Genomic DNA, 16383 nt, shown 5'->3' with positions numbered 1-16383 from the left:
TGACAGAATGTCGGGTGCGCCCCGCGAACTCTGTTAGGAGACGTTTCCGTGATCCGTACCCATGACGCCGGCACTCTGCGCGCGAGCGACGCCGGCACGACGGTGACCCTCGCCGGATGGGTGGCCCGTCGGCGTGACCACGGCGGTGTCATCTTCGTCGACCTCCGAGACGCCTCCGGCGTGGTGCAGGTCGTGTTCCGCGAGGAGGACGCGCACGCGCTGCGCAACGAGTTCTGCGTGAAGGTCGTCGGCGAGGTCAGCGCCCGCCCGGCCGGCAACGAGAACCCGGACCTGGCCACCGGCGAGATCGAGGTGGTCGCGAGCGAGCTGGTCGTGCTCTCCGAGGCGGCCCCGCTGCCGCTGCCGGTCGACGACACGATCACCGCGTCCGACGACCTCCGCCTCAAGTACCGCTACCTGGACCTGCGCCGCTCCGGCCCGGCCAAGGCGCTGCGCCTGCGCAGCCGCGCCAACCAGATCGCCCGCGAGGTCCTGCACGCCCGCGACTTCAACGAGATCGAGACGCCGACGCTGACGCGTTCGACGCCCGAGGGCGCCCGTGACTTCCTGGTCCCGGTCCGGCTGCAGCCCGGCACCTGGTATGCGCTGCCGCAGTCGCCGCAGCTGTTCAAGCAGCTGCTGATGGTCGCCGGCATGGAGCGGTACTACCAGATCGCCCGCTGCTACCGCGACGAGGACTTCCGCGCTGACCGCCAGCCGGAGTTCACCCAGCTGGACATCGAGATGTCGTTCGTCACGCAGGAGGACATCATCGAGCTCGGCGAGGAGATCGTCTCCCGCCTGTGGAGCGAGCTCGCCGACTACCAGGTCCAGCTGCCGATCCCGCGCATCACCTGGACCGACGCGATGAACCGTTACGGTTCCGACAAGCCCGACCTGCGGTACGGCGTCGAGCTGGTCGAACTCACCGACTACCTCCGGGGCACCGCGTTCCGCGTGTTCGCGGGCGCGATCGACGCCGGTGGTTACGTCGGTGCGGTCGTCATGCCGGGCGGCGCCTCGCAGACGCGCAAGGAGCTGGACGGCTGGCAGGACTGGGCGAAGGCCCGCGGCGCCCGTGGCCTGGCCTACGTGGTGCTCGACGCCGAGACCGGCGAGCCGAAGGGCCCGGTCGCGAAGAACCTGTCGCCCGAGCACCTGTCCGGCCTGGCCGACCAGGTCGGCGCGAAGCCCGGTGACGCCGTCTTCTTCGCCGCGGCGACCGAGCGTCGTGAGGCGCAGGAGCTGCTCGGCGCGGCCCGGATCGAGATCGCCAAGCGCGCGAACCTGATCGACGAGTCCGCCTGGGCGTTCTGCTGGGTGGTCGACGCGCCGATGTTCGAGAAGACCGACGACGGTGGCTGGACCGCGGTCCACCACCCGTTCACCTCGCCGAACGAGGAGTGGATCGACAATTTCGAGTCCGCTCCGGACAAGGCGCTCGCGTACGCGTACGACATCGTGGTGAACGGCAACGAGATCGGCGGTGGCTCCGTCCGTATCCACCGCGGCGACGTGCAGAGCCGGGTCTTCGATCTTCTCGGCATCACGCCGGAGGAGGCCGCGGACAAGTTCGGCTTCCTGCTGGAGGCGTTCAAGTACGGCCCGCCGCCGCACGCCGGCATCGCGCTCGGCTGGGACCGGACGTGCATGCTGCTCAGCGGCAACGAGTCGATCCGCGAGGTGATCGCCTTCCCGAAGACGCGGGGCGGCTTCGACCCGCTGACCACCGCGCCGACGCCGATCACCGCGCAGCAGCGGCTGGAGGCGGGCATCGACGCGAAGCCCAAGGCCGCGGCCGGTGCGGCGGGCACCGATGGCCAGGCGGCTCCGGTCCAGCACTCCAACTGAGGACCATTCACAACCCTGCCCGGGTACGCGACTCGCGTACCCGGGCATTTTTTGTGTCCAAGTCATGCACAGAAGTTGTGCATAAGTTTTGTGCATAGTTATTGTGCATCCATGACGAGTAACGAGACGACCCCGGAGCGGATGACCGAGGTGCACCTGAGCGCCCGGCAGATCCAGGTCCTCGCCCACCCGCTGCGGATCCGCCTGCTCGGGCACCTCCGGCTCAACGGCCCGGCGACCGCCACCCGCCTCGCCGGGGCACTCGCCACCAACACCGGCGCCACCAGTTACCACCTGCGCCAGCTCGCCGACGCCGGCCTGGTCGTCGAGGAGGACAGGCCCGGCACCGGCCGTCAGCGCTGGTGGCGAGCGCTGCACGAGCTGTCCAGCTGGCAGCGCAGCGACTATCCGGGCGACCCGGCCGCAGCCGCCGCGGTCGACTGGCTGGAGGCGTACCAGCTGAATCTGCTCGTCCAGCGGATCGAGGCCTGGCGCCTCGTCGCTCCCGGCGAGCCGGCCGAGTGGCGTGACGTCGCGGGCCTGGGCGACTACGCGGTCACCATGGACCCGGAGCAGCTGCGCGACATGCAGACCGACCTCGAGGAACTTGTGGAACGGCATCGCGCCCGTGCCCTGGCCGACCCGCGGCCGGGCGCGCGCCAGGTGCTGTTCTTCTACGCCGGTGTGCCCGATGTGGGAGGTGAGCGATGACCGCCGCGCAGGTCCGATCCCGCTACGTTTTCCTGATCGCGATGCGCTGGCTCCCGGTCGGGCTGCTCGTCCCGATCGTGGTCCTGCTCCCGCTCGAGCGCGGGTTCGACATCGCCCAGATCGGGTCGGTGGTGGCCGTCCAGGGCATCGTCGTGCTGCTGCTGGAACTGCCCACGGGAGGACTCGCCGACGCCATCGGCCGGCGACCGGTGCTGCTCATCGCCGGTGTGATCAACCTGGCCTCGCTGGCATTGCTCGTGGTCGCCGACACGATGGCCCTGCTCGGCCTCGCCTATCTGCTGCAGGGTGTCTACCGGGCGCTCGACAGCGGGCCGCTCGAGTCGTGGTTCGTCGACCGGTCGCTGGCCGCCGATCCCGAGGCCGACATCGAGACCGGCCTCGCCCATGGCGGCACCGCGTCCAGCCTGGCGATCGCCGGGACGGCTCTGCTTAGCGGCGGGCTGGTCTGGCTCGGACCGGTCGGATCGGTGAGCGCGCTGACCGTACCCGTCCTCGTCGCCCTTGTTCTCAGCGTGCTCAGCACACTGGCCGCGGCGCTGCTGATGGCCGAGGAGAGACCGCCTCGCGGAAAGGTCGAGCTCCTCGCGCCCGTGCGTGGCATGGTGACCGCCGTCGGCGGGGCGCTGACGCTCGCGCGCCGGTCCCGTGTGGTGCTCGCGCTGGTCGGCGTGGAGTTCCTGTGGAGCTTCGGCATGGTCACCTTCGAGCAGCTCATGCCGGTCCGGCTCAGTGAGGTGACCACGGCCGCCGGTCCGCTGATGGGTCCGGTCAGCTCGGTCGCGTGGGGAGCCTCGGCGGCAGGTGCGGCACTGGTGCCGCTGCTCAGCCGCAGGCTCGGCGCCCGGTGGACCGGATTCACTCTGCGGGTCGTCCAGGGCCTCACGATCGTCGGGATGGGCCTGCTGGCCGGGCCGGCCGGGGTGATCGGCGCCTTCCTGCTCTGTTACGCCGTGCACGGTGCCGCCAACCCGGTGCACTCCGGTCTGCTGCACCGCCGGGCCGAGGGGGAGTATCGGACGAGTCTGCTGTCGCTCAACTCGATGGTCGCCTCGACGGGTTTCGCGATCGGATCGATCGCCCTCACCGTGGTGGCTGCCCGGACCGGCACGCAGGCGGCGATCGTGGCCGGCGCCGTGCTTCTCGCCGCCGCCGCTCCGCTCTATCTGGTGAAAGATCGAAGACGATCGTCCCGGATCGAGTTTCGGGAGCACTCCCATTCGGGTACCAGCGAGTCACAGGCTCTCTAACACCCCCCCCGGAGGAATCCGATGCTCGCCATCGCCGCCGCCGTAGTCTTCGGCATCTATCTGCTCGCCGATCTGCTCAACACCAATTTCGGCGCCCCCGACCTCTTCAACTTCTCGACCATGGCCTCGCTCGGCCTGCTGCTGCTCGCCCTCTACCTGGCCGGCATCGGCAGCGGCCCGCGCGCCAGCTCGGGCACCGGCTCCGGCCGCCGCTTCTACGGCCGCCGTCCCGGCCGCGGCTGACCGGCGCGGCCGTCCGGCCGCCCGCCCTCCGGCCTCTGAAGGCCCGCCCTGCCCCGGGTGGGCCTTCAGGTCTGTCTCAGACACTCTCCGTAAAGGTGTCGTGGCTGCTTGGGATGGTTGTCCACAGGCGGCAGGTGGCGTTTCGGATCGGGTCGTAAAGGCCGGTACTGTCGGTTGTGATGGACACAGATGGGCTCTTCTCCCTCGCGTCACCGGACCCGCGGCCCGCGGCTCCGGCCGGTGCCGCGACCAGCGGATTCGGGCGCCCCACGGGTGACGCTCCGCTGCCGGTGCGGATGCGGCCCGCGTCCCTCGACGAGCTGATCGGCCAGGAGCACCTGCTCGCGCCCGGCGCGCCACTGCGTCAGCTGGTCACCGGCGCCAGTCCGATGTCGGTGATCCTCTGGGGCCCACCCGGCACCGGCAAGACCACCATCGCGCATCTGGTGGCCAACGCCACCGACCGCAAGTTCGTCGCCATGTCCGCGCTGACCGCCGGGGTCAAGGACGTGCGCGCGGTGATCGACACGGCACGGCGCGAGCGGCGCTACGGCGGACCGCCGACCGTCCTGTTCATCGACGAGGTGCACCGCTTCAGCAAGACCCAGCAGGACTCGCTGCTCGCCGCCGTCGAGGACCGCACGGTCACCCTGCTCGCGGCGACCACCGAGAACCCGTACTTCTCCGTCATCTCGCCCCTGCTCTCCCGCTGTGTGCTGCTCACCCTCCAATCCCTCGGCGAGGACGACGTCCGTCGCCTCCTGCGGCGCGCGATCACCGACGAGCGCGGCCTGGGCGGGGCGGTCACCCTGGCTGCCGATGCCGAGGACCATTTGGTACGGCTGGCGAGCGGCGACGTCCGCAAGGCACTGACCGCGCTGGAGGCCGCGGCGGGGTCGGCGCTCGCGCAGGACGCCTCGGAGATCGACCTCGCCACCGCCGAGAAGGCGGTCGACGTGGCGGCCGTCCGATACGACCGCGACGGTGACGCCCACTACGACGTGATCAGCGCGTTCATCAAGAGCATGCGCGGCAGCGACCCCGACGCGGCTCTGCACTATCTGGCCCGCATGCTGGTCGCCGGCGAGGACCCGCGGTTCATCGCCCGGCGCATCGTCATCTTCGCCAGCGAGGACGTCGGCATGGCCGACCCGCAGGCGCTGCTGGTCGCGACCGCCGCCGCCCAGGCCGTGCAGAACGTCGGGCTGCCCGAGGCCGGTCTCAACCTCGCCCACGCCGTCGTGCACCTGGCCACCGCGCCGAAATCGAACAGTGTCACGGTGGCCCTCGGCGAGGCGATGGCCGACGTCCGCGCGGGCCGGGGCGGACCGGTTCCGCCGCACCTGCGCGACGCGCACTATCCGGGTTCGCGTGGCCTCGGTCACGGACGGGGATACCGCTACCCGCACGACGATCCACGGGGCGTCGTCCGCCAGCAATACGTCCCCGATGATCTGGTCGGGACCGACTACTATCGGCCGACCGATCATGGCGCCGAACGCGCGGTCGGTGAGCGGGTGCCACGACTTCGCCGGATCGTGCGAGGTCAGGGGCCCGCGACGCGACCACCCGGGGGTGACTCCGCCACCGGGCCGGTGAGCAGCACGGTCACCACTTCGGTGAGGACCGCGGACCGCGCGGCGGGTGGTGCTCGCGTCGCCGATGAGTCACAGTCTTCGGCGGACTCGAAACCGGCAGACTCCGAACCGGCAGCCTCGGCGGTCGACGGCAGCACGGCCGACGGCAGCACGGTTGACAGCGGCCCCGGCGGCGAGGCCCCGGCGGCCGCCGCACGTGACGTCGGCGGTGCCGGGGGCGTTGGTGCTGACGGTGGCGTTGGTGCTGACGGTGGCGCCACGCGTAAGGCCGGCGGCGACGATGCCGTCGACACCGCGGCGGCCGGTGACGGTGCCGGGGGTGGTGACGACAGCGGCGACGGTGCCGCTGTCGGCGATGGCGGTGCCGTGAGCGGTGCCGGACGCAGTGACGACAGCGGCGACAGTGCCGGGAGGGAACAGCGGTGACAGGGCGGGGTGCCGAACGGCCCGACGACGACGCCGGCCAGGGTGGTAAGAACCGCCGGCGCTTCGGGCGGGGTGGTCGTGCCGAGCAGCCGGCCGTTCCCCAGGAGGTTCCGCGCGAGGAGACCGGCTGGCTCGACGACCTGCGCACGGCCAAGGAGGAGGGCGGGGCCATCGGTCCCGGCGTCACTCCCGGCGAGGCACGGACCAGCAAGTCCGGACGCAGGGCGCCCGGCCCCGATGACGCCCCCGATGACGACTTCGCGTTCCCCGGTGGCACGGACGACGAGTTCGCCGCCCCGGCGGGCCGCGGTGACGGTGAGAGCACCGGTGGGTGGCAGGGGCCGCCTCCCGGTCAGCGTTCCGGTCCCGTACCGCGGGCCGACCAGGTCGCGCCCGGAGCCGGTCCGCCCGGCCGGGGTGGGCAGCGTCCTGCCCCGGTGAACCCGGCCGGTGCGGGCCCGGCCGGTCAGCGTTCCGGCCCGATGACGCCGCCCGGTCCGGGTGGGCCGGGGCAGCCGGCGGGCGTGGGTCCGTCCGGTCCGGTCTCGCCCGGGCAGCCGGGAGCAGGCCCGCGCGGTGGTGCCGGTGTGCCCGGTCAGATGCCGCCCGGCCAGCGGACCGGCGCCGTTCCGCCCGGTCAGATGCCACCAGGCCAGCGGACCGGTGCCGTTCCGCCCGGTCAGATGCCACCCGGCCAGGTTCCTCCGGGTCAGATGCCTGCCGGTCAGATGCCGCCCGGCCGGCGTCCCGGCGCTGTGCCGCCCGGTCCGGCGGGAGGCGTCTCACCAGGTCAGATGCCGCCGGGCGCGGGCGTGCCCGGTCAGCCCAGGCCCGGCCAGATGCCGCCGGGTGCTGTTCCCGGTCAGATGCCGCCGGGTGGTGCTCCGGGCCAGATGCCGCCGGGTGTTGCCCCCGGTCAGATGCCGCATGGGCAGGCGAGGCCCGGTCAGATGCCGCCGGGTGCGGTGCCCGGTCAGACACCGCCCGGTGGACGCCGTGGTGGCCCCGAGGTGGGTGGCGGCCGCCGTCAGGTGGACCCGGATCCCTCCGGACAGATGTACCCGGGTCAGGCGCCGGCTGGCGGTGCGGTCGTCCCGCCGTCCGGCAACGCGCCCGAGATCCCCGGCACCCGCCCCGCGCCGCCCGGTGCCCGCGGTGCCGTGCCCGGCGTCCGGCCCGTGTCTCCGGGTGCGCATTCCGCCGGTCCCGGTGTTCGTCCGGTGTCGCCCGGCGCGCCGGCACGGGCCCGTTTCCGTCCGTCGGACCCGGTCTCGCCGGGCCGGCCGGGCGGTATGCACCAGTCGGGTCCGATCCCGGCCGGTTACGACGCCGTGCATCAGTCGGGTCCGATTCCCACGGGGTATGACGCAGCGCATCAGTCGGGTCCGATCCCTACCGGCTACGACGCCGTCCACCAGTCGGGTCCGATCCCTACCGGCTACGACGCCGTCCACCAGTCGGGTCCGATTCCGACTGGGCGCGAGGCCGTGCACCAGTCCGGCCCGATCCCGGCCGGGTATGACGCCGTGCATCAGTCCGGCGCCATCCCGAACGGCTACGAGCAGGGCGGGCGTGGCGCCGGCGCCTATGGTGCTCCCGGTGGCCCGGGACAGCCGGGTGGCGGCGACGACCGGCCCGGCCGTGGCCGCGGCCGGCGAGGGCGGGCCGAGGACGGTCCCCCCGCCGAGGAACCGACCGGCCGGCACGCCGGCCGCGGTGGGCAGCCCGGTCACGGCGCCCCCGACGGCGAACCCGGGCGTCGTCCCGGCCACGCGGCTCCGCCCGGGCCGGGCCGGCACGGGGCACCCGACGGCGCGATGCGGACGGGTTCGGGCGCGCATGCCTTCGTCGAGACCGGCACGCACACCGGCGCACACGGATTCGTTCAGACCGGTACCGACACCGGCTCGCACGGACTGGTGCAGCCGGGCGGTGACCGCGGCACACACGGCGCGGGCCGACACGGTGACCCGGCGCGTCCCGGCGAGGACGACCGGCCCGACGGCGACCGCCGACCCGGCGCTGACGGGCGGCCCGGAGAGGGCCGGAGCCGGAGTGAGGCCCGCCGCCAGCGGAACGTGCACCAGGGTTCCGACCCGGACGAGCCGGAGGCCGGTGGGTTCACCGGGACTCCGGACGTACCCGGTCCACGCCGTATCGGTCCTGGTGACGGCCGGCCGGTACGAGCCGCCGCCGTGGTACCGCCGGTGGTCCCGGGGCGGCAGGGCGCACGTACACCCGTGGTCCCCGGCCGTGCCGGTGCGATGGCGGAGAGCACTTCCGGGGTGATCCAGCGTCCGGCCCGTGGCCAGCGTGGACCGCAGCCCGGTGAGGACCGTGGCATGCCGGGCGGAGTCGTGCCCGAGCAGCCGGGTCCGGGCAGGCGTGGCGGCCGGCCCGACGGACCGGGCGGTGCCCCGGGAACCTTCGGTCCGGACGGCGAGGAACACACCGGCCGGCACAGCGGAATCCGGCCGGACGGCCCCGGCCCCGCGCGGGCGGGCGCCGCAGTGCCCGGTCCGGGTCAGTCGACCGGCGCTGTACGGCCGGGGCCCGGCGGCGGTCCGGGCCATGCGACGGGCGCTCTGCCGCCAGGGCGTAGTGGTGAGCCGGGTCAGCCGACGGGCGCCGTGCGCCCTGGCCCCGGGCAGCCGATGGGCGCTCTGCCGCCTGGACGCGGTGGTGAGCCGGGTCAGTCCACGGGTGCTGTGCGACCCGGCCCCGGCGGTGGTCCCGGGCAGTCGACGGGTGCTGTGCGACCCGGTCCCGGCGGTGCACCGGGACCGGCCATGGGGCCCGGTGCCGGTCCGGACGGCGGTGCCCGTGGTGGCGCGCGTGTGCCGGGCCAGGGGCCGGGCCGTGGCGGCCAGGGACCCGCACGCGGCGGCGCCGAGGTGCCGGGCCATGCCCAGGGCGGCCCGGACGGCATTTCGGCGGCGGCCATGGGCGCTGCCGGTGCGACGGGCGCCGTGGCTGCCGGTCGGGGACGCTCCGGCCCGGGAGGTGGCCCGTCGGGCCTGCCCGGCCGCGGCCCCAACGGTCCGAAATCCGAGGGCCGGGGTCCCGACGGCGGGCCCTCGCGGGCGATGGGCGCGGCGGGTCGCGGAGGCCAGGGCGCTGTAGCGCCGGGACGTCCGGGCATCGGCCCGGACGGCGAGCCGTCGGGCCTGCCCGGTCGCGGCCCCGCTCACCCCGACGGACCGCCGGCACGAGGCGGGCCCGGCGGTCCCGGTCGCGGTGGCCCGGACGGCCCGTCACGTGCCGTGGGCGGTGCCGGAGTGCCAGGGCGTGGGCCGGCGGGCCCGGACGGACCTCAGCGAGGCCCGGGGGCTTCCGTTCCCGGCCAGCCCGGCGCGCCGATGGACGGCCCGTCGCGGGCGATGGGTGGAGCTTCGGTTCCCGGGCGCGGATTGGACGGGCCGGATGGTCCGTCGCGGGCGCTGGGCGGTGCCGCGGTTCCCGGTCGCGGGCCGGATGGGCTCGACGGCCCGTCGCGTGCCGTGGGCGGTGCTGCCGTTCCCGGGCGTGGTCCTGCGGGTGACGGCCAGTCGCGGGCTGTGGGTGGCGCCTCGGTGCCCGGCCGTGGCCCGGCCGGAGAGGGACTCGACGGTGGTAACGGGCCGGGTGGTCGTCCAGGCGAGGGCGTGGCCCGCGGTGGCGCGTCGGTGCCGGGTCGCGGCGGTTCCGGTCCGGACGGTGGCGCGGCGATGGGTGCCGTGGCCGTCGGCGCGGCGTCGGTCGGTGCGGCCTCTGTGGGTGCGGCGTCGGTCGGCGCGGCCTCTGTGGGCGCGGCAGCTCCCGGGCGGGCGTCCGCCGGGCGTGACGGCGACCGGGACAACGCGCCGGGCGGACCCGGCGCCGGGCGTGGCGGGTCCGCGACCGGTTCCATCTCGCCGGCCGGTGCCGGAGGCGGGAGCGGCCGGGTGGCCGCCGGTACGAGGTCGGCTGCTCCGGGCGTACCCGATGATGGTTTTGAAGGCAGTGGTGACGCCGAGCCGGAGGGTGGTCTGCGTGGAGCGGGCGCCGAGCTGCGCCAGAAACTTCGCACCGAACGCCGCCTGCGTCTGATCACCCTGGTTTCTCTGGCCGCTCTGGTGCTGCTGGTGCTGCCGGCCTTCTTCGGTGTGCGGGCCATGAGCAGCGACCCCGTCCTGGCCTCGTTGGACTCGCTGCAGGTGCCGGCCTGGGCCGCCAAGAACGAGAAGGAGTTCGAGAGCGGCAACAGCCTGTGCATCATGGAGTGCGAGTTCCGGGAGCGGGTGACCGACTCGGAGCAGCCGTTCACGGAGACGTCCAAGGTCTACACGACGGCGCTGAAGTCAGCCGGGTGGACCGAGCGCAAGGTCGCGGGCTGTCCGGAGTCGCCGATCCGGGAGGACGAGGGCGTCTACACCTGCTGGGAGCGGGACGAGCTCACATTGGACCTCGCGGTGAGCCTGCCGGGCTGCGCGGTGGACCAGTTCGCGGCGGAGCAGAACCCGTCGGCGGGCGCCGAGCCCGTGGAGCCGGCCGCTCCGGGCGAGTGTGTGGGGTCCACGGTCCGTATCAAGGTGTGGAACGCGATCGTCGATGAGCGGGGCAAGACCGACACCGCTCCCGGGCCCGTGGGGCAGACGCCGGACCCGATTCTGCGCACTGACGATTCCATCTTCCAGCAGTCGTCTCCGACACCCGAGGCGTCGTGACGCGCGTGGTGGTCACGGACGGTAGGGTCTGTGGGTCGACCCGCCGAACCGTGACCACCCGAATAGGAGAACGCGCCACATGGATGCCGGAGATATCGCAGGTCTGATCGCGGCGGGCGCCTTCCTGATGCTCGTCCTGGTACTGGCTGTGCCGATCCTCAAGCTGGGGCGCACGATCGACGCCACCACGCACGCGATCAACGACGTGGTGGACCGGACGGGACCGCTGCTCACCAACGTGAACACCACGGTGGAGAACGTGAACACGGCTCTCACCCAGACGCAGGTCACTTTGGACGGGGTGAACCTGCAGCTCGCGAAGGTCGACACGATGACCGAGCACGCGCAGAACATCACCGCCAACGTGGCCAACCTGGTCACCGTCGTCTCGGCGGCCGCCGCCAATCCGCTGGTCAAGGTGGCCTCGTTCGGGTACGGCCTGCGCAAGGCCGCCGCCGCCCGCCGCAGCGCCGAGGACGAGCGTGAGGTTCGTGCCGCGATCAAGCAGCGCCGCAAGGCCGCCCGCTGACCTGTCGAGGAAGGTAACGCCCCATGAAGCGCCTGCTGTGGCTCGGCGTCGGCTTGGCCGTCGGCGCCCTCGTCGTCCGCAAGCTGAACCAGAAGGCCAACGAGTTCACCCCCACGGGGATCGCCACCTCCCTGTCGGAATCCGCTGGCGGCCTCGTCGAGTCGCTGCGTAGCTTCGTGGAGGACGTCCGCGAGGGGATGGCCGAGCGGGAGAACCAGATCCACGAGGCGTTCGCCGCGGGAGAGCTGTACGAGGACAAGTTCGCCGAGCTGCGTGACGACGCGTGGCCCGGCTCGCAGGAAGAGGGAAGTCGATGAGAACGGCGGAAGTGAAGCGGCGCTTTCTGGCGCATTTCGAGGCGAACGGGCACACGGTGGTCCCGAGTGCCCCGCTGCCGGCTATCGACGACCCGAACCTGCTCTTCATCAACGCCGGCATGGTGCAGTTCGTCCCGTTCTTCCTGGGCCAGCGGACCCCGCCGTACCAGCGGGCCGCGAGCGTGCAGAAGTGCATCCGGACCCCGGACATCGACGAGGTCGGCAAGACCAGCCGGCACGGCACGTTCTTCCAGATGAACGGCAACTTCTCGTTCGGTGACTACTTCAAGTCGGGCGCGATCCCGCTGGCGTGGGAGCTGTCGACGAAGCCGGTCTCCGAGGGCGGTTTCGGCCTCGACCCGGAGAAGATCTGGGCGACCGTCTACCTCGACGACGACGAGGCCATCGAGATCTGGAAGCAGACCGGCCTGCCGGCGGAGCGGATCGTGCGCCGTGGCAAGAAGGACAACTTCTGGTCGATGGGCATCCCCGGCCCGGCGGGCCCCTGCTCGGAGCTCTACTACGACCGCGGCCCGGCCTATGGCTCCGAGGGCGGCCCGGAGGTCGACGAGGACCGGTACCTGGAGTTCTGGAACCTGGTCTTCATGCAGCACGAGATCACCGACGTGAAGTCGAAGGAAGAGTTCACGATCGTCGGTGACCTGCCGAAGCAGAACATCGACACCGGCATGGGCCTGGAGCGCATCGCGTCGATCCTGCAGGGCGTCGACAACCTCTACGAGATCGACGAGGTCCGCCCGATCCTGGCCAAGGCCGCGGAGATGACGGGCAGGGAGTACGGCAAGCGCTCCGGCCACGCGGCGTCGGAGAGCCACCCGGACGACGTACGCCTGCGGGTGATCGCGGACCACGTGCGTACCGCTCTGATGCTGATCGGCGACGGCATCACGCCGACGAACGAGGGCCGCGGCTACGTGCTGCGCCGGATCATGCGCCGGGCGATCCGGTCGATCCGCCTGCTCGGCTGGCAGGAGCGGGCGCTGCCGATCCTGCTGCCGATCGCGCGCGACTGCATGTCACCGTCGTACCCGGAGCTGGCGTCGGACTTCGAGCGGATCTCGACGTACGCGTACGCGGAGGAGGACCAGTTCCTCTCCACGCTGAAGTCGGGCACCACGATCCTGGACCTGGCGATCACCGACACCAAGTCGTCGGGCGGCCGGCAGCTCTCGGGCGACAAGGCGTTCCAGCTGCACGACACGTACGGCTTCCCGATCGACCTGACCCTGGAGATCGCGCAGGAGCAGGGCCTCGACGTCGACCACGAGGGCTTCCGGCGGCTGATGGCCGACCAGCGGGCCCGGGCGAAGGCGGACGCGGCGGCGCGCAAGACCGGTCACGCGGACCTCTCGTCGTACCGGTCGGCGCTGGACGCGGGCGGCCCGGTCGAGTTCACCGGCTACCAGGAGATCACCCGTGAGTCGCGGGTCCGGGCGCTGATCGGTGACTCCGGCCGGATCGAGGTGGCGGGCGAGGGCGACTTCGTCGAGCTGGTCCTCGACACCACCCCGTTCTACGCCGAGGGTGGTGGCCAGCAGGCCGACACCGGCGTGATCAACGTGGGCGGCGGCCGCCTGGAGATCGTCGACGTGCAGCAGCCGCTGCCCGGCCTCATCGTGCACAAGGCGCGGGTGGTCCGTGGCGAGGTGCGGGCGGGCGAGACGGCGCTGGCCGAGATCGACGTGACCCGCCGTAAGGCGATCTCCCGCTCGCACACGGCCACGCACCTGGTGCACCAGACGATGCGCAACTTCCTCGGTGAGTCGGCGACCCAGGCGGGTTCGCTGAACGCTCCGGGCCGGCTGCGGTTCGACTTCCACACCCCGGGCGCGGTCAACCCGTCGGTCCTGTTCGACGTGGAGCAGCAGATCAACGAGGTGCTGCTGCGCGACCTCGAGGTCAACGCGTTCGTCACCTCGCAGGAGGAGGCGCGGCGTCTCGGGGCGATGGCGCTCTTCGGCGAGAAGTACGGCGACGAGGTCCGCGTGGTCGAGGTCGGTGACTACGCGCGTGAGCTGTGCGGTGGCACCCACGTGGCGCGGTCCGGTCAGCTCGGTCTCGTGAAGATCCTCAACGAGCAGTCGATCGGTTCCGGCGTACGCCGTGTGGAGGCGCTGGTCGGCCTGGACGCGTTCAGCTTCCTGGCCAAGGAGCACCTGCTGGTGTCCCGCCTGGCCGACCTGTTCCGGGTGCCCGGTGACCAGGTCGCCGACCGGGTCGAGCAGACCGTCACGGCGCTGCGCGACGCGGAGAAGGAGCTGGAGAAGCTGCGGGCGCAGATGGTCCTGGGCGGGGCGGCGGCGCTCGCCGGCCAGGCCAAGGACGTGCGCGGGGTGGCCTACGTCGGCACCGAGGCGCCGGAGGGCGCGGCCGTGAACGACGTGCGGACGCTGGCGCAGGAGATCCGCGGCAAGATCGACGCTGCCCGTCCGGCGGTGGTGGCGGTGACCGCCCGTGCCAACGGCAAGGCGTCGCTGATCGTGGCGATCAACGGCGTGGCGAAGAGCCGCGGCGTCTCGGCGCAGGACCTGGTCCGGACGGCGCTGTCCGGCCGCGGCGGCGGTAACGAAGACCTGGCGCAGGGCGGCGGTGTCCCGGCGGACGAGGCGCCGCGTCTGCTGGCCGCGATCGAGCAGGCGGTCGCCGACAAGGCCTGATTCCCACGTCTTGAGAACGCCCCGGAACCCTCCGGGGCGTTTTCTTATCACGGTAGGTGATCGGGCGTTGCTGTTTGGGTACTCCGTTTCTTAGTAGATCTTTAGGGCTTGCCCCGGGCGGCGGCGCTGCTGCCAGCGTTGGGGCTAAGCTCTTGGGCGCGATCGGGTGACGATCTTCGAAGTACGATCGCTACTCTTCGCATCATTGCGTAATCGGGGACGGGAGATGCGGGTTGCTGCTGTGCAGGGTGGGAGCGTGACTCAGCGCTTCGCTCGGGGCGTCCGCCTGGGTGTGGACGTCGGTCAGGTGCGCGTCGGTGTCGCCAAGTGCGACCCGGACGGGATCCTGGCCAGTCCGGTGGTGACCGTGCCGCGCGATCAGGCGGCCGGTGACGACGGCACTCCGAAGGACATGACGGAGCTGGCTCGGCTGGTGGCCGAGCACGAGGCGACCGAGGTCGTCGTCGGGCTCCCGGTGGCGCTCAACGGGCGCGAGGGTGTGGCGGCCGGCCACGTCCGCGCCTATGCGGAACGGCTCGCGGCGGTGCTCGCACCGGTGCCGGTGCAGCTGACCGACGAGCGCATGTCCACGGTTGTCGCCAGCCGCCGGCTGTCCGAGCGGGGTGTGAAGGGCAAACGCCAGCGTGCGGTCGTGGACCAGGCGGCCGCCGTGGAGATCCTGCAGGGCTGGCTCGACGCGCGGCGGAGGCAGGCTTAATTGATCGGCGAGATGGAAGACCTCAAATACGAGGGGAACCCCGATCCCGGGCGGTGGAGGCACCGTAAGAAGGAGGGCAAGGGGCGTTCCGTCGTCGCGCTCGTCCTCGTCCTGCTGCTCCTCGGGGGCCTGGGTGCCGGCGGCTGGTACGGATACGACCGTTTCGCCGGCCGCTTCCTGGCCGCGGACTACGGCGGTCCGGGCAGTGGCGAGGTCATCGTCGAGGTCAAGAAGGGCGACAGCGCCGCCGCGATCGCTCAGACGCTGCTCGACAAGGGTGTGGTGAAGAGCACGAAGGCCTTCGTCAACGCGGCCAACGAGAATTCCGACAGTACGGGCATTCAAGTCGGATCGTACAAGCTGCGTAAGGAGATGAAGGCCAGCGACGCGCTGCTGATGCTGCTGGACCTGAAGAACAAGTACGTCGAAGGTGCGGTCACCATCCGCGAGGGATGGACCAAGATGCAGGCGTTCGAGGCGTTCTCGAAGGAGACCGGCATCAAGTACGCGGAGTTCGAGAAGGCCGCGGCCGACATCTCGAAGCTCGGCGTCTCACCGATCTGGCTGAAGCGCACCGACGGCAAGAAGGTCGACAAGTCCAACATCGAGGGCTTCCTCTACCCGGCGACCTACGAGATGCCGGAGAACCCCACCGCGACCGCGATCCTCAAGCTGGCGATCGGGAAGTTCAACGCGGAGATGGACAAGCTGAACTTCGCGGAGACGGCGCAGACGAAGCTCAAGATCTCGCCGTACGAGGCTCTCGTTGCCGCGTCGATCACCCAGGTCGAAGCGCTGCTCCCGGAGGACATGGGTCCGGTGTCGCGCGTCCTCTACAACCGCGTGTACACCGACGACTTCCCCTGCGGGTGCCTGCAGCTGGACAGCACGGTCAACTACTGGCTGCGGCTGCAGGGCAAGGAGGGCAAGTCGTCCGAGAAGCTGACGGTCGACGAGTTGCACGGCGAGGAGAACCCGTACCGGTACAACGTGCCGGGGATGTCGATCGGTCCGATCAGCAACCCGGGCGAGATCGCTCTGAAGGGTGCGATCGAGGCGGAGAAGAGCCCCTACTTCTTCTTCGTGACGATCGACGCGAAGGGCAAGATGGCGTACGGCAAGACGTTCGACGAGCACAACGCCAACATTCAGGTCGCCTGCAAGAACGGCATCCCGATCTGCTGACCTCTTAAGGGTTGAGTGACCGGTCGGAGTTGCTCCGGCCGGTCACTGCGCGTTAGGCAGGATCGCAGGGTGGGCGGAGAGGCATCGATGTGGGTATGGTGCGCGTCAGTGTGCTGGTCACGAACTGACCGTGGAGCGATCGTCGAGGAGGCGGTCGTGATGGGGACCCCGCGG

General features: G+C 71.7%; 12 protein-coding genes. 11 read left to right on the top strand and 1 reads right to left on the bottom strand.

Going from position 1 to position 16383, the window contains the following annotated elements; translation table 11 throughout:
* Window positions 1–48 precede the first annotated feature (48 nt).
* The 5 genes from aspS (at window position 49) to CLV67_RS30460 (ending at window position 6097) form a co-directional block, all read left to right on the top strand.
* On the top strand, window positions 49–1851 hold the full coding sequence (gene aspS, locus CLV67_RS30480) for an aspartate--tRNA ligase (protein WP_106324510.1): 1803 nt from the start codon (window positions 49–51) through the stop codon (window positions 1849–1851).
* 111 nt (window positions 1852–1962) lie between these two features.
* A complete protein-coding gene (locus CLV67_RS30475) occupies window positions 1963–2562 on the top strand; it encodes an ArsR/SmtB family transcription factor (protein ID WP_106324509.1) in 600 nt (199 codons plus the stop codon).
* Entirely contained in the window at window positions 2559–3830 is a 1272-nt protein-coding gene (locus tag CLV67_RS30470) for an MFS transporter (RefSeq protein WP_106324507.1), read from the top strand. The genes CLV67_RS30475 and CLV67_RS30470 overlap by 4 nt, the downstream gene beginning before the upstream one ends.
* Window positions 3831–3851: 21 nt before the next feature.
* On the top strand, window positions 3852–4073 hold the full coding sequence (locus CLV67_RS30465) for a hypothetical protein (protein WP_106324505.1): 222 nt from the start codon (window positions 3852–3854) through the stop codon (window positions 4071–4073).
* A gap of 179 nt (window positions 4074–4252) precedes the next feature.
* Window positions 4253–6097 carry a replication-associated recombination protein A gene (locus CLV67_RS30460; RefSeq protein ID WP_239166623.1) on the top strand — a complete coding sequence of 615 codons (1845 nt, stop codon included), beginning with the start codon at window positions 4253–4255 and terminating at the stop codon, window positions 6095–6097.
* A 782-nt stretch (window positions 6098–6879) separates the two neighbouring features.
* Here the strand turns inward: CLV67_RS30460 and CLV67_RS54350 are convergent.
* The gene (locus CLV67_RS54350; protein WP_146169353.1) at window positions 6880–9288 is read right to left on the bottom strand and encodes a hypothetical protein; all 2409 of its coding nucleotides are present in this window, start codon (window positions 9286–9288) and stop codon (window positions 6880–6882) included.
* Between the two features lie 381 nt (window positions 9289–9669).
* On the opposite strand from CLV67_RS54350, the gene CLV67_RS30450 reads away from it, so the two are divergent.
* The 6 genes from CLV67_RS30450 (at window position 9670) to mltG (ending at window position 16209) form a co-directional block, all read left to right on the top strand.
* Window positions 9670–10782 carry a hypothetical protein gene (locus tag CLV67_RS30450; RefSeq protein WP_146169352.1) on the top strand — a complete coding sequence of 371 codons (1113 nt, stop codon included), beginning with the start codon at window positions 9670–9672 and terminating at the stop codon, window positions 10780–10782.
* 79 nt (window positions 10783–10861) lie between these two features.
* Entirely contained in the window at window positions 10862–11311 is a 450-nt protein-coding gene (locus CLV67_RS30445; RefSeq protein ID WP_106324499.1) for a DUF948 domain-containing protein, read from the top strand.
* A gap of 23 nt (window positions 11312–11334) precedes the next feature.
* Window positions 11335–11628 (top strand): hypothetical protein, encoded by a 294-nt coding sequence (locus CLV67_RS30440; protein ID WP_106324497.1) that lies wholly within the window; start codon window positions 11335–11337, stop codon window positions 11626–11628.
* Window positions 11625–14306 (top strand): alanine--tRNA ligase, encoded by a 2682-nt coding sequence (alaS, locus tag CLV67_RS30435; RefSeq protein WP_106324495.1) that lies wholly within the window; start codon window positions 11625–11627, stop codon window positions 14304–14306. Before CLV67_RS30440 ends, alaS begins: the two co-directional genes overlap by 4 nt.
* Before the next feature lie 256 nt (window positions 14307–14562).
* Window positions 14563–15024, top strand: coding sequence for a Holliday junction resolvase RuvX (gene ruvX / locus CLV67_RS30430; RefSeq protein ID WP_249037973.1), 462 nt, complete (start codon window positions 14563–14565; stop codon window positions 15022–15024).
* Window positions 15025–15036: 12 nt separating this feature from the next.
* A complete protein-coding gene (gene mltG / locus CLV67_RS30425) occupies window positions 15037–16209 on the top strand; it encodes an endolytic transglycosylase MltG (RefSeq protein ID WP_170154065.1) in 1173 nt (390 codons plus the stop codon).
* Window positions 16210–16383 lie beyond the last annotated feature (174 nt).

The organism is Actinoplanes italicus, assembly GCF_003001815.1.
Classification (GTDB): Bacteria; Actinomycetota; Actinomycetes; order Mycobacteriales; family Micromonosporaceae; genus Actinoplanes; species Actinoplanes italicus.
The sequence above is the reverse complement of the archived record's forward strand: the minus strand, read 5'-3'. Positions and strand labels throughout refer to the sequence as shown.